General features: G+C 53.3%; 21 protein-coding genes. 2 read left to right on the forward strand and 19 right to left on the reverse strand.

What is annotated here, in order from left to right; translation table 11 throughout:
- From ADICEAN_RS09450 to ADICEAN_RS09475, 6 genes are all read right to left on the reverse strand, one after another.
- A partial coding sequence (locus ADICEAN_RS09450) for a DUF2254 family protein (protein WP_040396622.1) occupies positions 1 to 472 on the reverse strand: 472 nt, incomplete at its 3' end.
- 32 nt (positions 473 to 504) lie between these two features.
- On the reverse strand, positions 505 to 1,041 hold the full coding sequence (msrA, locus tag ADICEAN_RS09455) for a peptide-methionine (S)-S-oxide reductase MsrA (RefSeq protein ID WP_009195360.1): 537 nt from the start codon (positions 1,039 to 1,041) through the stop codon (positions 505 to 507).
- A 68-nt stretch (positions 1,042 to 1,109) separates the two neighbouring features.
- On the reverse strand, positions 1,110 to 1,802 hold the full coding sequence (msrA, locus tag ADICEAN_RS09460; RefSeq protein WP_009195361.1) for a peptide-methionine (S)-S-oxide reductase MsrA: 693 nt from the start codon (positions 1,800 to 1,802) through the stop codon (positions 1,110 to 1,112).
- 128 nt (positions 1,803 to 1,930) lie between these two features.
- On the reverse strand, positions 1,931 to 3,079 hold the full coding sequence (locus ADICEAN_RS09465; RefSeq protein WP_009195362.1) for a tetratricopeptide repeat protein: 1,149 nt from the start codon (positions 3,077 to 3,079) through the stop codon (positions 1,931 to 1,933).
- A 19-nt stretch (positions 3,080 to 3,098) separates the two neighbouring features.
- Positions 3,099 to 5,651: a DNA gyrase subunit A gene (gene gyrA / locus ADICEAN_RS09470; RefSeq protein WP_009195363.1), complete on the reverse strand. Its 2,553-nt coding sequence runs from the start codon at positions 5,649 to 5,651 to the stop codon at positions 3,099 to 3,101.
- A 112-nt stretch (positions 5,652 to 5,763) separates the two neighbouring features.
- Positions 5,764 to 6,846 carry a hypothetical protein gene (locus ADICEAN_RS09475; RefSeq protein WP_161622683.1) on the reverse strand — a complete coding sequence of 361 codons (1,083 nt, stop codon included), beginning with the start codon at positions 6,844 to 6,846 and terminating at the stop codon, positions 5,764 to 5,766.
- A 270-nt stretch (positions 6,847 to 7,116) separates the two neighbouring features.
- Here ADICEAN_RS09475 and ADICEAN_RS09480 point away from each other — a divergent pair, with 270 nt between their 5' ends.
- The gene (locus ADICEAN_RS09480; protein ID WP_009195365.1) at positions 7,117 to 8,274 is read left to right on the forward strand and encodes a baeRF3 domain-containing protein; all 1,158 of its coding nucleotides are present in this window, start codon (positions 7,117 to 7,119) and stop codon (positions 8,272 to 8,274) included.
- A gap of 32 nt (positions 8,275 to 8,306) precedes the next feature.
- Here ADICEAN_RS09480 and ADICEAN_RS09485 read toward each other — a convergent pair whose 3' ends face one another.
- The 7 genes from ADICEAN_RS09485 to ADICEAN_RS09515 form a co-directional block, all read right to left on the reverse strand.
- Complete coding sequence (locus ADICEAN_RS09485; protein WP_009195366.1) at positions 8,307 to 10,673, reverse strand: TonB-dependent receptor; 2,367 nt, start codon at positions 10,671 to 10,673, stop codon at positions 8,307 to 8,309.
- Positions 10,674 to 10,702: 29 nt separating this feature from the next.
- A complete protein-coding gene (gene rpe / locus ADICEAN_RS09490) occupies positions 10,703 to 11,374 on the reverse strand; it encodes a ribulose-phosphate 3-epimerase (protein WP_009195367.1) in 672 nt (223 codons plus the stop codon).
- A gap of 25 nt (positions 11,375 to 11,399) precedes the next feature.
- On the reverse strand, positions 11,400 to 13,022 hold the full coding sequence (locus ADICEAN_RS09495) for a S8 family serine peptidase (RefSeq protein WP_009195368.1): 1,623 nt from the start codon (positions 13,020 to 13,022) through the stop codon (positions 11,400 to 11,402).
- Positions 13,019 to 13,729 (reverse strand): hypothetical protein, encoded by a 711-nt coding sequence (locus ADICEAN_RS09500; RefSeq protein WP_009195369.1) that lies wholly within the window; start codon positions 13,727 to 13,729, stop codon positions 13,019 to 13,021. Before ADICEAN_RS09500 ends, ADICEAN_RS09495 begins: the two co-directional genes overlap by 4 nt.
- A complete protein-coding gene (gene mnmA / locus ADICEAN_RS09505; RefSeq protein ID WP_040396623.1) occupies positions 13,713 to 14,834 on the reverse strand; it encodes a tRNA 2-thiouridine(34) synthase MnmA in 1,122 nt (373 codons plus the stop codon). Before mnmA ends, ADICEAN_RS09500 begins: the two co-directional genes overlap by 17 nt.
- Positions 14,835 to 14,983: 149 nt before the next feature.
- The gene (locus tag ADICEAN_RS09510; RefSeq protein WP_009195371.1) at positions 14,984 to 15,223 is read right to left on the reverse strand and encodes a DUF6952 family protein; all 240 of its coding nucleotides are present in this window, start codon (positions 15,221 to 15,223) and stop codon (positions 14,984 to 14,986) included.
- Positions 15,220 to 15,534, reverse strand: a complete 315-nt coding sequence (locus tag ADICEAN_RS09515) for a thioredoxin family protein (protein WP_009195372.1) — start codon at positions 15,532 to 15,534, stop codon at positions 15,220 to 15,222. The genes ADICEAN_RS09510 and ADICEAN_RS09515 overlap by 4 nt, the downstream gene beginning before the upstream one ends.
- Before the next feature lie 151 nt (positions 15,535 to 15,685).
- On the opposite strand from ADICEAN_RS09515, the gene trpF reads away from it, so the two are divergent.
- Positions 15,686 to 16,318 carry a phosphoribosylanthranilate isomerase gene (gene trpF, locus ADICEAN_RS09520; RefSeq protein ID WP_009195373.1) on the forward strand — a complete coding sequence of 211 codons (633 nt, stop codon included), beginning with the start codon at positions 15,686 to 15,688 and terminating at the stop codon, positions 16,316 to 16,318.
- 5 nt (positions 16,319 to 16,323) lie between these two features.
- On the opposite strand, the gene trmB is transcribed toward trpF, so the two are convergent.
- From trmB to ADICEAN_RS09550, 6 genes are all read right to left on the reverse strand, one after another.
- Positions 16,324 to 16,980: a tRNA (guanosine(46)-N7)-methyltransferase TrmB gene (gene trmB / locus ADICEAN_RS09525; RefSeq protein ID WP_009195374.1), complete on the reverse strand. Its 657-nt coding sequence runs from the start codon at positions 16,978 to 16,980 to the stop codon at positions 16,324 to 16,326.
- On the reverse strand, positions 16,980 to 18,260 hold the full coding sequence (locus ADICEAN_RS09530; RefSeq protein ID WP_009195375.1) for a bifunctional folylpolyglutamate synthase/dihydrofolate synthase: 1,281 nt from the start codon (positions 18,258 to 18,260) through the stop codon (positions 16,980 to 16,982). The genes trmB and ADICEAN_RS09530 overlap by 1 nt, the downstream gene beginning before the upstream one ends.
- A 13-nt stretch (positions 18,261 to 18,273) precedes the next feature.
- Positions 18,274 to 19,050 (reverse strand): hypothetical protein, encoded by a 777-nt coding sequence (locus ADICEAN_RS09535; RefSeq protein ID WP_009195376.1) that lies wholly within the window; start codon positions 19,048 to 19,050, stop codon positions 18,274 to 18,276.
- Between the two features lie 113 nt (positions 19,051 to 19,163).
- The gene (locus tag ADICEAN_RS09540; RefSeq protein ID WP_009195377.1) at positions 19,164 to 19,580 is read right to left on the reverse strand and encodes an ExbD/TolR family protein; all 417 of its coding nucleotides are present in this window, start codon (positions 19,578 to 19,580) and stop codon (positions 19,164 to 19,166) included.
- Position 19,581: 1 nt separating this feature from the next.
- Positions 19,582 to 20,268: a MotA/TolQ/ExbB proton channel family protein gene (locus ADICEAN_RS09545; RefSeq protein ID WP_009195378.1), complete on the reverse strand. Its 687-nt coding sequence runs from the start codon at positions 20,266 to 20,268 to the stop codon at positions 19,582 to 19,584.
- 8 nt (positions 20,269 to 20,276) lie between these two features.
- The gene (locus tag ADICEAN_RS09550; RefSeq protein ID WP_009195379.1) at positions 20,277 to 20,924 is read right to left on the reverse strand and encodes an SPOR domain-containing protein; all 648 of its coding nucleotides are present in this window, start codon (positions 20,922 to 20,924) and stop codon (positions 20,277 to 20,279) included.
- Positions 20,925 to 20,952 lie beyond the last annotated feature (28 nt).

Below are 20,952 nucleotides of genomic sequence, written 5' to 3' on the forward strand. Positions count from 1 at the left end.
AGCTCAATACCAGTAAGATAGCTAAAAAGATGGATAGTACAGGTACCTCAAAATCAAAGCTCTCACCGCCTGTATTAATGTGTACGATCAGCAGATAGCCAATGGTGCCCAGGTAAAGCCCCAACACAAGCTGGTGACGCTTGGTACTGATCAGGCCAGGTAAAACCCTTGGCGTATAGTTGTTGCTGGCTACCGTCAGCACCACCATCACCATGGAAAAACTAAAGACCATCAGTGAAAACATGCCCCCTGTGAGGGAGGATAGCAGGCTGCGGGCCGTTTCGGGATTGCGGGTGATCAGGTATGGGATATGCTCGGTAAGGTCGTAGCTAAGTCCCCTGGCATCCAGGTACATACTAAACAACCCCAGCGCAAAAATGAGCAGGGCAATCAGTGTTGGAAAAAAGGCAATGCTGGAGGTGACTTTCAGATACAGGGTATAAAGCTGAAATCTTTCCAGTATCCAACGCATAAATCTGGGCATCTGGTGGTGCAGCTAAGGGCTTACATACCCTTTTTTAGTTTATCTGAATAGGCTTTTTTCAGCTTATCTACTTTTGGTTTTACCACAAACAGGCAATACGGCTGTTCCCGATTATCATTGAAATAATTTTGATGGTAGCGCTCTGCCGGGTAAAATACGGGCAGCGGACTTAACTCAGTCACTACAGGACTCTGCCACGCTCCGGAGGCATTGACAGCATCCATCACCTGCTGCGCTTCCTGTTTTTGTTGCTCAGTATGGTAATAGATTACCGAGCGGTACTGGGTGCCTACATCATTGCCCTGCCGGTTGAGTGTTGTGGGATCATGTGTGGCAAAAAAGGCCGCCAGCAGATCGGTATAGCTGATCACCTCCGGCCGGAAGCTGACCTGTACCACTTCGGCATGTCCGGTAGAACCACTGCAAACCTGCTGATAGCTTGGGTTCTCAACATGGCCGCCGGCATAGCCACTCACCACTTCGTCTACGCCTTCCAGCCGCTGAAGAACCGCTTCTACGCACCAAAAACAGCCTCCTCCCAATGTTGCTTTTTCCATACTTGTGTTTTTTATCTGTAGGGACCTCTGCCCTGCTTATACGTTACGTGTCCGTATCAAATAATTAATTAATTCGGCCTGTAGCTCTTTTTTAACAGATGCGGGTATTCCTTCTCAAACTTCCGGACTTTGGGCGCCGATACTGCCTTGATGTAGGGGTCATCGGGATGCAGCTCGTAATAATCCTGATGATAGGCTTCGGCCCGCCAGAATTTGGTAAGGGGTTCCAACTGAGTAACAATTGCCCGGGGAAAAACCTTCTGCTCGCTTAGCCTTGCCATATAGGCCCTGGCCAGCTGCTCCTGATAGCGGCTGTTGTAGAGAATGGACGAGCGGTACTGCTTACCTATATCAGGCCCCTGACGGTTGAGCTGAGTTGGATCATGGCTATGAAAAAACACTTCCAACAAGGTTTCATAGCTTACTTTAGTAGAATCGTAATAGACCAGTACGGCCTCTGCATAATCGGTAAGTCCGGCACTCACCTTCTTGTAGGTTGGGTTTGGGCTGGTGCCGCCGGCATAGCCGCTCACTACTTCCTGTACCCCCTCTACCCGCTCAAAAACGGCTTCGGTGCACCAGAAACAGCCACTTGCAAATACGGCGCGGGCTATCCCATCTGCCTGCTGCTGTGCCGGCGCTTTTTGTAAGAGGGCGCTGCCGGTAGCGCCTCCCTCCTGCCAGAGCCCAATCTGCAGGGCAGCCAGCATGGCAAGCAGGAGATATAAGTTGTTTTTTTTCTTCGGTTTGTAATGGTTCATATATGTTTTAACTAAACTAAGGGGTTTAGGGAAGGTTTAGGCAGCACTGGCTGAAGTGCAGAACTACCTGTTATAAAACGAAAAAAGCTGCCCTTTTGGGCAGCTTTTTGAGACTTTTTAAGCCTGGATTACTCCATGCTGTCCAGTTGCTTGCTAAGGGCGTCTGCCTTTGCTTTTTCACCGGCACGGTCATAGGTTACCATGGTAATTTCCATCAGCGTGCGGTTGTCCGGGTGTAGGCGCAGGGCGTTCTCCACATAGGGCACCGCTTCCTTAAAGTATTCGGTAGCACGCTTGCGCATTTCAGCGCCCTTCTTGGCTTCTTCCTTGCTAAGGCCCAGGTTGTTGGCTTCTTTTACCAGATCGGCAGCACGGTTGTAATGAATTACAGCCAGGTTAAAGGCTGAGTTCTTGTGCGTGGGATCTACTTCCAGCGCTTTTTTGTAGGCCGCAATGGCAGCCGCCTGGTCGCCCAGCTCCTCGTTCAGATAGCCCAGGTTAAAGTGCAGGTCAGGGTTTTTGGGCTCAGCAGAAATAGCCTGCTTCAGCTCGTTTACAGCTTCGGAGGTTTTATCTTCCTTCAGCAGCAGGGCAACTTCCTGCTTACGGAATTCTACCTCATCCGGGAAAGCTTCTTTGCCGCGCTTGATCACTTCACGGGCTTTGGCATAATCCTGCTTCTGGTCCCGCTCATAGGCAATCAGGGTATAGAAGATATCCTTATCGGCATAACCGGCATCCAGCAGGTTGTAGAAATACTTGGCACTGCGGTCCCGGTCACCCAGTTGCTGAGCGGCCACACCAGCATACAGGCTGGCAGTGGTGTCGGTAGGGATTACCTGCAGGGCTTTGTCAAACTCTACTACGGCTACCTCATAGTTTTGGGCTTCATAGGCCTTTGCTCCATTATTGATATACACGCCCCACAGGCCATTCAGCGCCTGATCTGAAAGTGCATTGAAGGGAGATGTAGGGTTGGGCTCCAGCTCCTGTGCCTTGCGGAAGGACTGTGCTGCCTCGGCAATCGCATTTTCTGAAATTGCCTTTACGCTGGCATCTTCAGATGTGGCAATGGCCGCATAGATCTGGCCTCTGGTATACCAGGTTTTGGCCTTATCCTTGGTTTTTTCGTCGTTTACGGCCGCATCAATCTGCTCTTTAGCCTCAGAAAGTTTGTTCTGCTTTAAGAGCTGCTCTGCTTTATTGACCGCTTTGTTCTGAGCAAAGGCGGTTGCCATGCCCAGCATCATACAAATGATCAGAAGTGACTTTTTCATGCTGTTAAAAAAAGATAATTTATAGTTCAGTTTCAGTCTCTGCTTCACCGGCAGTATCGGGATTATCCAGATTTTCAATGTCCTGAATTTGCTCTTCCACTATAGTGGCGGCTACCTCCTCGTCGTCCAGCATCTCAATCTTTTCTACTGATGAAATGCTGTCATTATCGTTGAGGCGAATGAGGCGTACCCCCTGTGTGGCACGGCCCATAATGCGCAGGTCATCTACCTTCATGCGGATGGTAATGCCGGAGCGGTTAATGATCATGAGCTCATCCGTATCAATAACTTCCTTAATGGCCACAAGTTTACCGGTCTTCTCGGTGATCTTAAGGGCTTTTACCCCCTTGCCACCCCTGCGGGTGATCCGGTATTCTTCTACAGACGAGCGCTTGCCAAAACCATTCTCGGTTACTACCAGCAGGCTGGCGTCTTCTCTGGCTACACATACCATGCCAATTACACGATCGCCCCCTTCTTCCATCCAGATACCCCGTACACCGGCAGCGGTACGGCCCATGGGGCGCACATCGGTTTCGTGGAAATGAATGGCCCGGCCGCTTTCAAGCGCCATCACAATGTGGTTGTCGCCATTGGTCATTTTTACATCCAGCAGGCGGTCGCCCGGGTTAATGGTAATGGCGTTTACCCCATTCTGACGCGGGCGGCTGTAGGCTTCCAGGGTGGTCTTCTTCACGGTACCATTCTGGGTACACATCATGATAAAGTTGTTATTGATGTAGTCCTCATCCTTGAGGGTTTCTACATTCAATACGGCCCGTACGGTATCGCCCGGCTCAATGTTGATGATGTTCTGTACCGCTCTGCCCTTGGAGTTTTTGCTGCCTTCGGGAATCTCGTATACCTTGATCCAGTACACCTTGCCATTTTCGGTGAAAATAAGCAGGTAGTTGTGGGTGTTGGCTATAAAGAGGTGCTCGGTGAAATCATCTTCCTTGGTGGCCACCCCACGGGAACCAACCCCTCCCCGCCCCTGTGTGCGGTACTCGGCCAGCTGGGTGCGCTTCATGTATCCCTGATGCGAAATGGTGATTACCACCTTCTCGTTGGGGATCATGTCTTCCATGGTAAAGTCTTCGGCACTGTGCTCGATCTCGGTGCGGCGCTTATCGCCATAGCGTTCCTTGATCTGCAGGGTTTCATCCTTGATGATCTGCATGCGCCGCTCTTCCCGGGCCAGGATATCGCGCAGGTCTTCGATCAGAGCCATTACCTCGGCATATTCGTTCTGGATCTTTTCGCGCTCCATGCCGGTGAGGCGCTGCAGGCGAAGGTCCAGAATGGCACGTGCCTGAATCTCCGACAGGCCAAAGCGCTCCATCAGGCCGCCACGGGCCACTTCAGGATCGCGGGAGGAACGGATCAGGGTAATGATCTCATCCAGGTTATCCAGAGCAATGAGGTAACCCTCCAGGATATGGGCGCGCTTCAGGGCTTCCTGCAGCTCATACTCCGTACGGCGAATCACCACCTCGTGGCGGTGCTCCACAAAGTAGCGGATCATGTCCTTGAGGTTGAGCGTTTGCGGCCGGCCTTTAACCAGCGCCACATTGTTTACCCCAAAGGAAGACTGCAGCTGGGTGTATTTGTACAGGTTATTGAGCACCACATTGGGAATGGCATCCTTTTTCAGGTCATATACCACCCGCAGACCGGTGCGGTCCGACTCGTCCCGTATGGCCGAAATTCCTTCTATTTTCTTTTCGTTTACCAGCGCAGCGGTTTTCTCCAGCATGCTGGCCTTGTTCACCTGGTAAGGGATCTCAGTAACAATTATCTGCTCCTTGCCGGTTTTGGTCACATCAAAATGTGCTTTGGCGCGCATCAGCACCCGGCCTCTGCCCGTCTCAAAAGCCGATTTCACACCACTGTAGCCATAGATGATACCCCCTGTAGGGAAATCTGGCGCAGTGATGTGCTGCATGAGCTCGTCAATGGTGATCTCCGGATTATCGATGTAGGCGATTGTTCCATCAGCCACCTCGCTCAGGTTATGCGGGGGCATGTTGGTGGCCATGCCCACAGCAATACCGGATGAACCGTTTACCAGCAGGTTGGGCAGTTTGCCGGGCAATACGGTGGGCTCTTCCAGCGAGTCGTCGAAGTTGGGCTGAAAATCAACGGTATTTTTGTTGATGTCGTTCAGCATTTCTTCGGCGATGCGGCGCAGGCGGGCTTCGGTGTAGCGCATGGCAGCGGCAGAGTCGCCGTCTATAGAGCCAAAGTTACCCTGTCCGTCTACCAGGGGGTAGCGCAGGGACCAGTCCTGGGCCATCCGTACCATGGTCTCGTACACCGAGGAGTCGCCATGGGGGTGGTACTTACCCAGCACCTCCCCTACAATACGGGCCGATTTCTTATAAGGCTTGTTGTGTGTTACGCCCAGCTCAAGCATGCCGTAGAGCACGCGGCGGTGTACGGGCTTGAGGCCGTCACGCACATCGGGCAACGCACGGGAAATGATAACCGACATCGAATAATCGATGTAGGCGCCGCGCATTTCATCTTCGATATTAATGGGAATGATGTTTTCCCTTGATCCTTCTGCCATAGATTTTATCTCTGCAAATGCGGTAAATGCCGCAGCAATTTAACGATTTTTTAACGTAAGGCCGAACTTCCGGAGCCTTAAAGTAAAACTTTAAGCATATAAAGTTGGGGGGCTATCTGAACCACAGAAATCCCTGGCGCCGTTTGGGCCTTTTCTGAAGCTGCTGCTCGGTATCGTCTTTGCGGCGCCGCAGGTTTCGCTGTAGTTCGGGATGGTTCTGGCCATATTTGGGGTTTTGCCAACGGTGCAGGGGCTGCCCCCTGAATTCCTTGCCATAGTGCACATGCTCAAGCTGTGTCTGGCATCCGTTCATGGGGCAGCGGGGCAAACGGGGGTAATTTATGCTGATCCCTGCCTGTAGGTATAACGATGGAACGTTGGTCTTTAGTTCTGGTAAATCACCCGTAGAAGTGGTAAAAGAATGCCACTCCAGCGAGGGCCTGAAGGTGAAGCGAAAGTACTCTGAATAGTGGCGCTCCATGGTAACGCCCAGATTATAAAACAACCCTTCGTTTACCGCTGCCTGATCAAATTTTGAAAGGAAGTTCTTTTTGCCCAGCCGGAAATCAACGGTATGATCCCAGTACTGCCAGCGAATGATGCGGGCACCTGCCATGCCATACCAGCGCCAGGCCATGGCTGTTTTAACGCTGCTCTGGTATTGCTGGAGCAGTTCGCCGTCATTCTTGAAATCGAGATTATTAATACTGAAGAGCTCAAAACCCAGGCCGCCTCCCAGGCGAAAGCGGTCGGCCAGCACCACGTGCACATCTAGGGAGAGTGGCAGGCTGTTACCCATTCCGGTCATGCGCAGGGCGGTGGTATCGCCTCTTACCTGCTCATCGGCATCGCCGGGTACTACAAGGGGGTTGAAGCGGGGCTGGTTCAGCCAGTGCTGATAGCCAGCCGGGGAGCCATCGGAGAGCAGGTAATGTTGGGTGCCCTGCCGCACTACCGATCCGGGTATGCGCTGGCGGTAATGGTTCATCCCATAGCCCACGCTCCCGCCCAGGGTAATGCGGTTCAGAATTCCCCGAAAGGGGCTTCTTTTCACATCTTCGAGCTTGGTCACCTGCGAATCGGGCGATTTCTCCTGCATGCGGCGTTCGCCTTCCTGGGCCTGAAGCCGGGGAGCAGCCGCCAGCAGCAGCATGGCGATCAAGCAGAAGAACCGTGTCTTATTCCCTACATTCATGTGCCTTGGGGTGGATGCCTACTTTTTTGCGGATACAGGTTTACAGTCTGGTAGGCCAAAGCACCCGGTTTTAGAACTAACGTTCTGAGCTGGCCATGCGTACATCAAGCAAAAATAATAAAAGCAAGGCATACCCCAATAGCCTAAGGCCCATAATCCTTGCCAATGTAAGGCTTTCATCTCCTAAAGCTATCCAGTTTCGCCAAAACACTCCTTTCCATATCAGGTTAAGATGTAAATACAGGAATTAATTTTTAAACCTTGACATATATGAAGTTAATCACTAAGAAGGAGTTTGAAACCCTTGCCAATATACGGGAAGATCATTGCGTAAGCATTTATATGCCAACGCACCGCAACGGTGAAGCTGTAACCAGTGGCAAAGATGCGCTGAACCTGAAAAATCAGTTGCAAAAGGTAAAACACAGCCTGGAAGAACTGGGCATGAGCGGGGCACAGGCCCAGGAGTTTCTGGCCCCTGCCCGCAAGTTGCAGGAAGATGGCAATTTCTGGCACCATCAGCTGGATGGGCTGGCCATTTTTCTGTCTAAGGGGCATTTCAGCTACTACCGGCTGCCCTGCCCGCTGGATGAATTTACCTGTGTGACCACCTCCTTCCACCTGCTGCAGCTGGTACCTCTGCTCAGCGGCGATGGTGTCTACTACATCCTGTCCCTAAGCCTGGAAAAAGTGCGCCTCTTTGAAGCTACCCACTATTATGTGAATGAGCTGGAGGTAGACGACCGCATTCAGCAGGGCATGAAAGAGGTAGAAAAGTACTACGAGTTTGAGCGGGCCATGGAAAACAAAAGTGGCATAAGCTCTTATGTGTCCAATACCAATGGCCAGGGGGAGCAGCGTCCGCACCGCAAGGACCTCATCGAAGAGTATTTCCGCAATGTAGTGGTAGGCCTGAAGAAGATTGTGCTTACTGACCGCACTCCCATCGTGGTAGCTGCCGTTGATTACCTGCACCCCATCTTTAAAGATTGCGCCAATGGGCTGAATGTTATGCCAAAAGGTCTTATCGGCAACCCGGATGAAATGAAGGCCAAAGACCTGCATACCAGAAGCTGGGAAATTGTGGAAAGCCATTTTAACCGGGAAATGCAGAAGAACCGCGATGCCTATGGCGACTGGGCCGGAACCGGCAAAACCACCTATGCTGTAGACCGCATCCTGCCCGCTGCCTTCAATGGCCGGGTGGATACCCTCTTCATAGCCCGTGGAGAGCACCAGTGGGGCCGTTTTAATGAAAAAGACCAGACTGTGGAGGTGCATGAGAAGTTCCAGTATGGCGATGATTGCCTGGTGAGCCGGGCCGCTGCACAAACCATCCTCAACAGCGGAAACGCCTATGTGGTGGATGGCAGCCATATGCCCGATAACAGGGCCGATTCTAAAATGACCGCCATGCTGCGCTACTAAGCATCCGCAACTACCTGATAAGCTGCTCTGCCCTACAGAGCAGCTTTTTTGTTGAACTGGGCCACCAGTTTAACATTAAAAAAACGGCTGCTGAGTGTATTGGGCACTGCATACTGCCGTCCCCCAAAATCACTTACCCAGGAGTAGCTGATCACATTCTGATTGGCCAGCAGGTTCAGGATCTCCAGCCCAACCCACAGGCTGCGGATGCCCATGTTGTGGCGCCGCAGGTCAAGGATCTTGGACAGGCCAATATCCACCCGCTGGTAGGCCGGGGCTGTAAAGGTGCTGCGGTACTCGGGCCGCTCCGGCGGGCCAAAGGGCAGGCCACTGCCGTAAAGCAGCCGCATATAAGCCCGAAGGCTGGGGTCGTTGGGGAGATGGTCCTGGAAAAAGATGCCCACATTCAGCCGCTGATCGGTCGGGCGGCGAATGTACCCCCTGCCATCGCCCAGTATATCTTCGCGGGTACTCATGACCCCCAGGCTGAACCAGGATTCGGCACCCGGAATAAATTCCCCGCTGATCCTGAAATCGGCTCCGGTGGCCCAGGCCCTTGCCTCATTGTTGGCAAAATAGCGCAGGCGTACATTCTCAATATCGTAGGCATTTACATGCCAGAGCTTTTTATAGTAGCCCTCGCCTACCAGGTTAAAGGGGCGATTCCACATCAGAAAGTTCATGTCGGCGCCCGCCAGCAGGTGAAGGGCCGATTGTGCCCGTACGGCCAGGTTTACCTCACCCAGGTAGGTGCGCAGCTCCCGGTACAGAGGGGGCTGGTGGTAAATGCCCATGGCGGTAGAGAAAACGATGTCAGTTGCCCAGATGGGGCGATAGGCATACTGGAGGCGGGGGCTAAAAAGCAGTTGTTCATTTATGGTCCAGTAATGGCTGCGCAGGCCGTAGGTGAGGGTGTGCCGCTCCCCTCCCCAGCTGGAGGAGTTTTGCACATAGGCCTGCAGGCGCTGGCTGGAGAGGGATAAGCCATTGTCGATCAGGCGCGTATCCCGAATGCTGATGTAGCCGGCCGAATCAATAAACTCCCACTCCTGCAGGCGATCTTGCATCTGCTCCTGGCTTAGTTCCAGGCCCCACTCCAGCCGGTGCTGATCGGTCCATTGCCACTGGCTGCGGTTTTGCAGGGTGTACACCTGTGCCTTCAGGCTATTTCGGATGTTGAGATAGTTGGTGCCCAGGCCCAGAATGGTCTGGCACTGGTCAAAGGTGGCCGAGCTGGTGTTTTTATCAACATTGCAGAGAAAATAGGCCCCCTCTACGTCGGCCAGCTCCCGCTCCCGGGTGTTGAGCCAGGAGAGGATCCATTCGGTGCGAAAGCGCTCACTCCAGCGGCTGGACCATTTCACCGCATTCTGATAGGTATCATAGCGCAGCAGCTCCTGCCCTTCAAAGCCTACCGTAAGCCGGAAGGCCTGCTGCAGGGTACCAAAATTGGTCTCCCGGGTTTGGGGCGCCACCTCGTAGCGGTTACGGGCATAGCTTAGCAGCAGGTTAAACTGGTGGCGCTGGCTGGGGGTAAAGGTCAGAAAGGCCTGTATATCGCTAAAGCGGGGCAGGTATTCCCCCTCCGTTTCCAGGGTGCCCAGCAGGTAGCGGGCACTTTTGTGGCGGGCCGAGGCTACCCAGGTAAATTTGCCCCCCCCTGTGCTGCCTTCTGTTTCCAGATTGCCTCCCAGCAGACTGGCGGTAAGGCTGGTAGCAATGGAGTCAGGCTGCTTATAGGTGATATCCAGCACCGAGCTAAGTTTATCGCCCCATTTTGGCTGCCAGCCTCCGGCCGAAAATCGAATGGACTGCACCATCTGGGGGTTTACAAAGCTCAGCCCCTCCTGCTGACCGGCGCGGGACAAAAAGGGCCTGTAAATGGGGATGCCATTGACGTAGACTAGGTTCTCATCAAAATTTCCTCCCCGCACGGCATAGGCAGAACTAAGCTCATTGTTGCTCATCACCCCGGGCAGGGTCTGCAGAATGTCGGAGAAATCGCCAAAGGCGGTGGGGATATGCACGGCATCAATGGGATCGATGCGGGTAAGGCCGGCCTCCTCCCGCTGCCCTCCCTGGTCGGAGGTTACCTCTACGGTCCGCAGCTCATCGGTACGGGCGGCCAGTTGAATGTGCAGCTCCCGCTGTTCGCCAGGCTGCAGCAGCAGGCGAACGGTGCGGGCACGGTAGCCCAGATAACTATAGCGGAGGCTGATGGAATCGCCTGCTGGAACTGACAGGCTATAGGTGCCGGCCGTATCGGCTACGGTGCCCCGCTGCAGGGCTACCAGCTGGATGGCAGCCCCGGGTAGCGGCAGGCCCTCCTGGCTGCGCACACTGCCCCTTAGCAGGGCGGTTTGCGCCTGCGCCGGTGCCAGCTGCAGTACCAGTAGCATCAGAAAAAGGGATGCCGGGCCAAGGAGGTTCAAGAAGCTGCTTTTTCTTGCAGAACGTTTTTGAGGGCGCTTATGGTATGTGCCGGATCGCTTGCCCGAAACACAAAGCTGCCGGCTACCAACACATCGGCACCAGCCTCCAGCAGCTGGGCTGCATTGTCCAGTGTAACGCCACCGTCGATCTCAATCAGTGTAGAGGTCCCTTGGCGGGCTATCAGCTGGCGCAGCTCTTTTACTTTCTGGTAGGTATGGGGAATAAAGGACTGGCCGCCAAAACCGGGATTGACCGACATCAGGCAGATAACATCAATATCCTGAATAATATCGGTAAGTACCGTAACAGGGGTATGAGGGTTTAGCGCCACTCCCCTCTTACAGCCCAGATCCCGGATCTGCTGCAGGGTACGGTGCAGGTGCGGGCAGGCCTCATAATGTACCGTAAGCACCTGGGCACCGGCTTTCTGAAAGGCTTCCAGGTACTTTTCGGGCTCCACAATCATCAGGTGTACATCCAGGGGCTTTTGGGCATGGCGCTGAATGGCCTCACAGACCGGCAGGCCAAAGGAGATGTTGGGCACAAAGCGGCCATCCATCACATCCACATGGATCCAGTCGGCCTGGCTCTGGTTAAGCATCTCGACTTCTTTCTGGAGATTGGCAAAATCGGCTGCCAGTACCGAGGGGGCAATTAAGGGTTTCATGGCGACAAATATAGAGAAAAGAGGCTTACTGGCGTATAAACTTCTGCACGCGCTGTCCCTGCGGCAGTACCACTTTCAGGTAGTAAAAGCCCTGCTGCAGGCTACTCACATCCAGCTCATAGCGGCCCGAGGGGCTGGGCTGCAGACGCTGGCTGTGCAGCAGGCGGCCGGTGGCATCTACCAGCTGCAGGCTAAACTGCTGCCCCACAGGGGGTGCATCGGTAAAATCGATCACCAGATGGCTTTGCCGCACCGGATTGGGATAGAGGCTAAACGAGCTGCTGCTGGACTGATCAACGCCCAGAATGGCCGTTTGCAGACGACTGAAACCAGGTACGCCATGGCCATACTCATTGTCCGGGCTAGTGGCCCGGGTACCGGAGCGGATAAGGAGTTCCCGCAGTTCAAGATTAGAAAGTTCGGGATAAGCCTGCCATACCCCTGCTGCCAGCCCGGCCACCTGCGGGGCCGCAAAAGAGGTGCCGTTGTTGGTCTGATAATTACCGTTGGCATCGATCACTACGGTATTTACGCCCAACGCCACTACTTCAGGCTTTTGGCGTCCATCAGCGGTAGGCCCTCCGGAAGAAAAGGGCGCAAGTACCCCTTGTTCATCTATGGCCCCTACGGCCAGGATCTGATCGGCATCTGCCGGGCTGCCAACGCCGGGCCAGGCAGACTGCCTGCTGTTGCCCGAGCTGGTTACCACCAGTATGCCCCGTTGGGCAGCCCAGCTGGCTGCCCGGGTAGCTACGGCGGTTTGCCCGTCCATATCGGCCTGGGTATAGTCCATGGAGGGATCGTCAAAGGTAGCGTAACCCAGGGAGGAGGAGATGATATCGGCCCCAAGGCTATCGGCCCATTCGCTGGCCAGCAGCCAGTTGTATTCTTCTATGATGTATTCAGAATTGGGCGTGGTGGCATCACCCGTATCTTCGGTTATGGCCAGGATAAAGGAGGCATCGGGTGCTGTGCCGCTGTAGACCCCTTCCTGTCGGGCAGCAATGGTAGAAAGGGCTTTGGTGCCATGATCTCTGGCCCGAAACACATCGGGCGAGTAGCGCACAAAATCCCAGCTGCGGATAAGGCGCTCCTGGGTAAAAAGATGACTAAACTGCGCAAGCTGGTTTACGCCCAGAAAGCCGTTGTCCAGCACGGCTATCCAGATGCCCTGGCCGGTATAGCCCAGCTCGTGCATGCGGGGCACCTGCAGGAGTTGGTTTTGCAGATCAGAGACGTCTTCCCTACGGCTTTGGTAGGCAGGGGTGTGCATGCGGGCATTGAGTCGCTGGCCGGGCGCTACATACTGGATGCGGCTTACAAATGGCAAAGTACTGAGCGCTTCTACCTTTTGGGGAAAATCTTCTACCAGAATGGCATTCATCCAGCGGCTGCGGTAAAAGACGGCCACCCCCTGGGCCTGCACTTCTTCTACATACACTTCATTTACGGGCAGGTCCTGCTCGGTAATGGCAATGTTAAATTTCTTGCGGCGCTGTATAGCCCGCTCGCTCAGGAATTTTTCGGGTTCGGCCGGTGAGTAGATGCTTCCTTCTTTATCTGTAAAAAAAACCATGTAGCGGTTTACATCCTGTGCCCAGCTGGCAGGGCCTATGAGGATACAGCATAACAGAAGGAGCTTTTTCATGGGGTATCGTTGCCGTGCTCTTTTAATTTCATTTCCAGGAATAGCCCGCTGGTGATGGATCCGGGTTCGCTACAGTTGGTGGTACAGTAGTTTTGCTGATCGGTCAGTTTGTAGACCAGCCCCACGCCTAGGGCATACACTTCTTCGCGCATGTCTCGCTTAACGATCACATCATCTATATCCTCCTGTACCACGCGCAGGCTGGTATCATATACGGTGTTATCAACAGTAAAGGTTCTGCCAAGGGTGCGCATTTCAAAAGTATCGGCGGGCGAGGCATTGAGCATGTTGGAATTCCAGCGGATGCCCTCACCCAGCGGAAACACCAGCTGCACCTGTGGCCGGTTGTTGATGCCCTGCACCAGCTGGCGGGGGGTACGCTGTACGGAATAGGAAGAATCCAGCTGCCAGCTACCCCCCTGGCTATAGCGGCGCTGGCGGCGCAAAATGAAAATGGTATCGTTGGTCTGGTTCAGGTAATAATCGGCTACGCGCTCCAGCAGCTCATATTCAAGGGTATCGTTTGGGGTAGCAAAATTGTACTGGATGCGGTACACATCATAGAGCCGGTAATCGCCCAGCTTAAGGGGGTAATAGCTCCAGCCCAGCCGATCCGGATTGGGGTCGGCGGTGCGTTCACAGGAAACAGAAAGGAGCAAAAGGGCGCTCAGCCCCCCTGCTACCAGTATATCATGCAGTTTTCTCATGTGCTTGTCTAAAGCTTTTCCAGATCCAGCCGCCTCCTACTACATCATCGCCTTCGTAGAAAACAGCGGCCTGGCCAGGAGCAATGGCGTTTACCCCCTTGCCAAAGAAAACCTTCATCACATCGCCTGCCTGCTCGATCACCGCCGGGCTTCCTTCATCATTGTAGCGTACTTTGGTGATGGTATCAAGGCGCTTATCGCCCAGATCGCTGTATTTGCTCATAATCAGGTTGCGCACATACATGCCATCACGGCTCAGCTCATCAAAGGTACCAAGCACCACCTCATTGGTTTCGCGGCGGATCTCGGTTACGTAAACCGGATAGCCCAGGGCTATGCCCAGGCCTTTGCGCTGACCTACGGTGTAGAAGGGGTAGCCCTCATGAGTGCCCACCGGGGTACCGTCTTCAAGTACAAAATTTCCTCCTTTCACCTGCTCTTCCAGCCCGGGAATGCGGCGGCGCAAAAAGCCCCGGTAATCATTATCGGGCACAAAACAGATCTCATAGGATTCTGACTTGTTCACCAGTTCCACAAATCCCCTTTCCATGGCCATTTCCCGGATCTGCACCTTGGTAAGGTTGCCAAGGGGTAGTATGGTACGGCTCAGGCTCTCCTGCGATACGCCCCAGAGTGCATAAGACTGGTCCTTGTTGTCATCTATTCCCTTGCTGATGATGTAGCGTCCTCCCTCCTGCCGCACACGCGCATAGTGCCCGGTGGCAATATAGTCGCAGCCCAGTTTATCGGCCCGGCGCAGCAGCGCATCCCATTTGATATGGGTATTGCACAGCACACAGGGATTAGGGGTGCGGCCGGCCAGGTATTCGTCCGTAAAATGATCGATCACATAATCGCCAAATTCATTGCGGATATCCAGGATATAGTGGGGAAATCCCAGGCTGACGGCAATGTTGCGGGCATCGTTGATCGAATCAAGGCTGCAACAGCCGGTTTCTTTCTTAGAACTGCCTGAGGAGGCATAATCCCATGTTTTCATGGTCATGCCTATCACTTCATAGCCCTGCTCATGCAGGAGCACGGCCGCCAGCGAACTGTCAATGCCGCCGCTCATGGCTACTAAAACTCTTCCTTTTGTACTCATTGGGTTGTTTTTTCACAGGGTTCACAGCCCTGCTTTTTACAAATATAAAAGGAAGAAACCCGTGTCCGGATTTCTTCCTCACTAAAACACCAGCTAAAGGTAAATAATTTCCTGCTTTTCCAATAGCCGGTAGGGGCCAATTCTTAGGGCTAGGAAATTGATTCCCGCACTTTGCGGGTATATTCCCGCAGGGCTGTCTTGAAATCTGTACCCCCCTGCATTTCCTGCTTAATAAAAATAGCGGCAAATACATGGGTGAGCTGCTCACCTTCGTCTTCCCCTTCTACGGCAATGGCGGGCTGCGCTTCATTGGCCAGCGCTTCTTCGGCAGCCTGCAGCTGCTCCAGGCTATACTGTTCTACCAGGCTTTTGATGGCGGGAATTTTCATAATTTCTGCAGGAGGTCTAGTACCAGTTCTTCTTTGCTGGTGCAGGTGCCGTCTACCAGCTCACCTCCTTTAAAGATGGCGAAATAAGGAAGGCTGGATACCCCGGCCATGCGGCGGGCATCTGGATTCTTTTCGGCGTTCACATCCAGAAAGGTAATGCCCGAAAAGCGCTCATCGCCGCTCAGGCGCTTGTATTTGGGAGCAAACAGGCGGCAGCTGCCGCACCAGTCGGCATAATATTTTACAATTACTTTATCATTCTGCTGAAGTTTTTGGGCAAACTCCAGGTCGTCTATTAGTTCTACAGCCATAGCGTCTTTTAAATTTTGCGCAAATATACGCCTTCCTCTTCAAACAGGCCAAGTAAGCCCTAAAAGGAACTTGGGCAATGGGCTGTGCATATTTGGGATTTTATCTTCATTTTTGCCGCAGATCGTCTGCGAACATAATCAAGCAAGCGCCATGGCTCTAACCACATTTGTAAAAGTAGGACAGCTCACAAATTTAAGCGATGCCCGCTACTGTGCCGGTATGGGTGTAGCCCTGCTGGGCTTTAATACAGAGCCCGGCACGGTACATTATGTAGATCCGGAGAAGTTCAGGGAGATCAGCGAGTGGGTAGCCGGTGTGGCATTTGCAGCTGAATTTAAGGAGGCCAGTGCCGGTACCATTGAACGCCTACTGCCTGAGTACCCTGTAGATTACATCCAAACTGACCGGGCCGATCAGCTGGAGGCCCTTGAGCAGCTTGAGCTCCCCCTTATTCTGCGCTTGTACATTTCCGAGACTACGGATGTGCAGTTATTAGATGGATTATTGCAACAGCATGCGCATCAGGTAGCTTATTTCCTCCTGGAAACTGCGGGCGATGCCCCACTTTCTGCTGAGGTGCTGGCAGCCATCCATGCCCTAAGCAAGCAGTATCCCCTGCTATCGGCCCTGCAAATTGAGGCTGCCACCGTTCTTGAGCTGCTGGAACGTTACCCCCTTGGCGGCATTGCTCTGCAGGGAGGAGTTGAAATAAAGACTGGTTTTAAGACTTTTGATGAAATGGCAGAAGTGCTTGAAGTACTGGAGGTTGATGAAGCCTATTAAGACCTTTACTTTAAGAGGCGACACCGCAGGTAATTGATCTTCCGGCCTTCTTCCAGGTAGCGCTTTTCATAGGCTGTCTGCAAGCCAAAATGGTCATCCAGCAGGTGGGTACTGTAGAGGTCGTGCGTCCACTCCAGGTCTTTGGTTGGAAACTGCTGCAGCATTTCCCGGGTAAAATCGAAGAATTGGCGGTCATCCGTTTTCAGGTGAAGCCAGCCTCCCTCCTTCAGCATTCGCTGGTACATTTCCAGGAAACGGGGATGGGTAAGCCGGCGCTTTTCGTCCCTGTCCCGGGGGCGTGGATCTGGAAAGGTGATCCAGATCTGGTCTACTTCATCTTCAGAAAAGAACTGGTCAATATCGCTGATCTTGATCCGAAGAAAGCCCACATTCTGCAGTCCCTCCTCATCGGCTTCGCGGCTGCCGAAAAACAGGCGTGCCCCTTTGATATCCACCCCTATAAAATTACGATCTGGAAAACGCCTACCCAATCCTACAGTGTACTCGCCCCGGCCACAGGCTAGTTCCAGCGTAATGGGCTTGTCATTCTTAAAGAAAAGGCTATTCCAATTACCTTTTATCTCGGCCAGAAGGGGCTTGCCGGCTTCCAGTACATTTTGGCGTACTTTTAGGTCGGCGAAGCGTGCTAGTTTATTTCTCACTACAGGTTTTCTAAATCAGCTACTACAAAGGTAGAGCCGGTTACTAAAATCATATCATCTGCGGCGGCTTTGCGGCGCGCCAGGGCCAGGGCCTCATTTACCTCAGCCACCACCACCCCCTTCAGCTGGTATTCCTGCGCTTTTTCGGCCAGCGCGGCTGCTGCCAGGGCCCGGGGAATATCGGCCTGGCAAAAATAATAAAAAGCCCCTTTTGGCAATGCACTCAGCGTATTGCTTACATCTTTATCGGCTACCATGCCCAGGACAATATGAAGCTGCTGATGGGGGGTATTGGCAACCTGTAGCATCAGGTGCTCCATGCCATCGGGATTATGGCTTACATCGGCTACGGTAAGGGGGTGCTGGTCCAGTACCTGCCAGCGGCCCTTTAGCCCGGTTTTTTGGCACACCGAGGCAATACCTTCGGCCACAGCCTCTTTGGGGATCACATAATTCAGCTGGTTCAGCTGGTCAATCACCGCAAGTACCCCCGGCAGGTTGGCGGCATAGTAGTGGGCTTTCAGGTCGGTGGGTTGCGCTGCCAGCCAGGGGCTGTCCTGCTGCGTAATGTGGAGCAATCCGCTTGGCTGCCAGTGGGCGTGGTAGTGTTCTTCGGCAAATACAAGGGGGGCATTTTGCTGGCGGGCAGTTTCAAGAAATACTCCCTCTACTGCCGGCTGCCGCTGGCTGATCACAACCGGTACCTGGGGTTTGATGATGCCGGCTTTTTCCCGGGCAATCAGCGGAAGGGTATCGCCCAGAAAGGCCACATGGTCCAGACCAATGCGGGTGATGAGGCTTACCAGGGGATGAATCACATTAGTGCTGTCCAGCCGCCCGCCCATACCGGTTTCGATTATGGCAATGTCTACCTGCTCCCGGGCAAACCAGTCGAAGGCCATGCCGACAGTCAACTCAAAAAAAGAAGGTTTGATCTCTTCGATCAGGCCCCTGTGCTGCTCAACCCAGGCCACTACTTCGGGTTGGGGAATGCACGCGCCATTAATGCGGATGCGTTCGGTAAAATCTTTTAGGTGTGGTGAGGTATAGAGGCCGGTCTTATAGCCGGCGGCCTGCAGTATGGACGCCAGTGTATGGGAGGAGCTGCCCTTGCCGTTGGTGCCGGCCACATGAACAGATGGAAATTTCAGGTGCGGATAATCCAGGGCCTTGCACAGCCGGATGGTATTGCTCAGGTCTTTTTTAAAAGCAGCGGCGCCCACCCGCTGAAACATGGGGAGCATCCCAAAGAGATACTCCAGTGTCTGGCGGTAGTCCATGAAGAAAAAAGTGTTAGCGGGATTGAATGATAAAGGTTACCGACCCCTTGGACTGTGAAGGTGCTATGCCTGCAGAGGTTTTAGAGAAGGTAAGATTTTCGACCTGGCGTTTGTAAAACTGGGCTACCCCAAGGCTTACGGTAGATTGAGCTATGGTCGCATTGGTCACATAGCCCCTGTCGTCAATGATAAAATCGATCACTACGCGGCCATTTTCACTGGAGGCATCCCGATCCCGGGGTACTGCGTCCCATGTCCAGCCAACAATGCTCAGTTGGGGACCGTTATTGCCACCCCCCTGTTCGCCATAAAGCGCACGAGCATCGGCCTTTCCTTTTTCATCGCCCTGGTCGCCAGTCTTGTTGGGCTGGTCACCCTGGCTGGTAGAGGTTTGCTGAGTAGCGCTGCTCTCTTTGCTTTTTTCACCGGGGAAGAGGGCTGGCTTTACCGTTTCTTTTGGTTTTTCTACAACCTGCTCCTGTTGCTGGGGCTTGGGTTTGGGCTTTACTTCCTCCTGTTGGGTTACAGGGCTGGGCTCGGGCTGCGTAACGGCCTTGGTTACCGGCTCCTGGCTGGGAACGGGTTTGGCCACATCAGGCGTAACCACGGGTTGCTGCACCGGTTCTGGCTGGCTTTGGGTTTGCTGTTGTTCCGCTACCTGATTTTCAACCGGCTGGGGTGTTGGAGAAGGGGTCTGGGGCTGTTGCTCACCAAATCCGGCCAGGTCGGTACCAATGTTTAGCTCAATACCAATTTCGGGGGCCGGGGGATTGGGCGCTTTCCAGGCCATAATAAATAAGAACGCCAGCAACACCAGCAGGTGTAAACCTACCGAAACGGCTGCGCCTATGCTCTTATTTTTTTCTCCCGTTGGTCCATAAGTAGGTGCGTATGCGAATACGCTTATTTTCGTTTTGTGTCTCCAGGTGTGGTGGCAATGGTCACCTTGGCATTAAGCGAAGCCGCTATACCGGCTACTTCCACAAAATGCTCGGTGGGCACTGCCTTGTCTACATGCAAAACAACAACTCCCTCGGTCTCCGTTCCATTGGCCGCCAGCTCGGTACGCAGCAGGCTTTCAATATCGGTGCGACTGGCCGGCTGGTTGTTGACAAAGTACTGCAGATCTTCGGTAATGGTAACGCTGATCTTCTGCATCACAATCTCCGACTTTTTGGCCGAAGGCAGGCTCACATTCAAACCCGAGGGGGTAATGAAGGAGGAGGTAAGCATAAAGAAGATCAGCAGCAGAAAGATGATGTCCGTCATGGACGACATGCTGAAGGCCGGATCTACTTTATTTTTGGATTGGAGTGCCATATCAGTTCGGTTCCTGTAAAAGGTCTATGAAATCGATGGAGTTGTATTCCATCTTATGCACGATCTTCTGCACCTGGGCTACCAGGTAATTGTACATCAGGTAGGCCATAATGCCCACCAGCAGACCGGCGGCCGTGGTGATCATGGCTTCGTAGATTCCCTGCGATAGCAATTTGGGGCTCACCGATCCTTCTTCCTGCGCAATGGCAATAAAGGCTTTGATCATACCAGCTACCGTACCCAGGAAGCCAATCATGGGAGCAGCGCCGGAAATGGTTGCCAGCAGCGAGAGATTTTTCTCCAGTCTGTAAATTTCAATGCGGCCTACGTTCTCAATGGACACTTCAATGTTCTTCAGGGGGCTGCCAATGCGGCTCAGGCCTTTTTCCAGCATGCGGGCTACGGGCGTATCGGACTGGTTGCACAGCAGGCGTGCCCCATTGATATCGCCATTGAGCACCAGATGCTTGATCTTATCACTAAAAGAGTCGGGTGTTTTTGCAGCGCGCTGTATGGTAAGGATGCGCTCCACAAAAATATACACCGCCATCAGCGATAAAATGGCAATGGGGATCATGGCCCAGCCACCGTTTAAAAGAAGGTCGAGCAGAGAAACTGCGGCCTCGTCTTGCGCAGCCGCCCCGGTGGTATCGGCCGGGGCGACGTTTGAAATTTGCAAAAGGATCATATGTGATTTTAGTACCTAACTACCCAGATATCTTGTCCGAAGGTGCTTTTGTAGGTATCCAGTTCTTCGCTGAGCTGAGAGAAGGTATCTCCTTCTTTTACACCCAGGCGGTAGAATTTGCGATCGCCTACTGGTTCAATGATGGTAACGTTGTGGCCTTGTTTAGACAGTTTTACAGCATAATCGGCCGCCATATCGCTATCGATAAAGCTACCCACAATGACGTAATAACGGCCGGTGCGGCCCGATATTGTGGTGATCTGGCCAACGGCAGGCTGGGCCGGGGTCCACTCCTCTTCCACTACCGGCGCAGGCTCTTCTATGATTGGCTCAGGCTCAGGCTGGGGTGTTACCGTTTGCACAACAGGGGGCGTTACAGGGGCTTCCTGCTGATCATACACAAAGAAATAAAGGAAGAAACCAGCCAGGCCCAGCAGTACAAATACCCCTACCCATACAGGCCAGGTGGAGCGGCTTTGTTTTGGCTGCTCGCTTACTTTTGAGCGGATCGGCTGAACGGGTTCTTCTGGCTCAGCATGTACCGGTTCGGTTCCTATAGGGCTAAACTCTGCTTCAGGCAAACCATACTCATCGTCCTGCTGCGTAGAGAACGTAATGGTTTCCTCTTGATTATCCAGCTTTTCCTGATCAATCATAGTATTGCGTATTACTTGGTAAATTCCA

It is taken from the genome of Cesiribacter andamanensis AMV16, assembly GCF_000348925.1.
Taxonomy (GTDB): domain Bacteria; phylum Bacteroidota; class Bacteroidia; order Cytophagales; family Cyclobacteriaceae; genus Cesiribacter; species Cesiribacter andamanensis.

Bases quoted from the DNA above. Each gene is read 5' to 3' on its own strand.
- ADICEAN_RS09480 (WP_009195365.1), top strand. From the start codon at position 7,117: ATGAAGTTAATCACTAAGAAGGAGTTTGAAACCCTTGCCAATATACGG.
- ADICEAN_RS09510 (WP_009195371.1), bottom strand. From the start codon at position 15,223: ATGAAAATTCCCGCCATCAAAAGCCTGGTAGAACAGTATAGCCTGGAG.
- ADICEAN_RS09550 (WP_009195379.1), bottom strand. From the start codon at position 20,924: ATGATTGATCAGGAAAAGCTGGATAATCAAGAGGAAACCATTACGTTC.
- ADICEAN_RS09515 (WP_009195372.1), bottom strand. From the start codon at position 15,534: ATGGCTGTAGAACTAATAGACGACCTGGAGTTTGCCCAAAAACTTCAG.
- msrA (WP_009195361.1), bottom strand. From the start codon at position 1,802: ATGAACCATTACAAACCGAAGAAAAAAAACAACTTATATCTCCTGCTT.
- ADICEAN_RS09540 (WP_009195377.1), bottom strand. From the start codon at position 19,580: ATGGCACTCCAATCCAAAAATAAAGTAGATCCGGCCTTCAGCATGTCG.
- gyrA (WP_009195363.1), bottom strand. From the start codon at position 5,651: ATGGCAGAAGGATCAAGGGAAAACATCATTCCCATTAATATCGAAGAT.
- ADICEAN_RS09485 (WP_009195366.1), bottom strand. From the start codon at position 10,673: ATGCTACTGGTACTGCAGCTGGCACCGGCGCAGGCGCAAACCGCCCTG.
- msrA (WP_009195360.1), bottom strand. From the start codon at position 1,041: ATGGAAAAAGCAACATTGGGAGGAGGCTGTTTTTGGTGCGTAGAAGCG.
- trpF (WP_009195373.1), top strand. From the start codon at position 15,686: ATGGCTCTAACCACATTTGTAAAAGTAGGACAGCTCACAAATTTAAGC.
- rpe (WP_009195367.1), bottom strand. From the start codon at position 11,374: ATGAAACCCTTAATTGCCCCCTCGGTACTGGCAGCCGATTTTGCCAAT.
- ADICEAN_RS09495 (WP_009195368.1), bottom strand. From the start codon at position 13,022: ATGAAAAAGCTCCTTCTGTTATGCTGTATCCTCATAGGCCCTGCCAGC.
- ADICEAN_RS09465 (WP_009195362.1), bottom strand. From the start codon at position 3,079: ATGAAAAAGTCACTTCTGATCATTTGTATGATGCTGGGCATGGCAACC.
- ADICEAN_RS09535 (WP_009195376.1), bottom strand. From the start codon at position 19,050: ATGGCCTGGAAAGCGCCCAATCCCCCGGCCCCCGAAATTGGTATTGAG.
- ADICEAN_RS09500 (WP_009195369.1), bottom strand. From the start codon at position 13,729: ATGAGAAAACTGCATGATATACTGGTAGCAGGGGGGCTGAGCGCCCTT.
- mnmA (WP_040396623.1), bottom strand. From the start codon at position 14,834: ATGAGTACAAAAGGAAGAGTTTTAGTAGCCATGAGCGGCGGCATTGAC.
- ADICEAN_RS09530 (WP_009195375.1), bottom strand. From the start codon at position 18,260: ATGGACTACCGCCAGACACTGGAGTATCTCTTTGGGATGCTCCCCATG.
- ADICEAN_RS09475 (WP_161622683.1), bottom strand. From the start codon at position 6,846: ATGAATGTAGGGAATAAGACACGGTTCTTCTGCTTGATCGCCATGCTG.
- ADICEAN_RS09545 (WP_009195378.1), bottom strand. From the start codon at position 20,268: ATGATCCTTTTGCAAATTTCAAACGTCGCCCCGGCCGATACCACCGGG.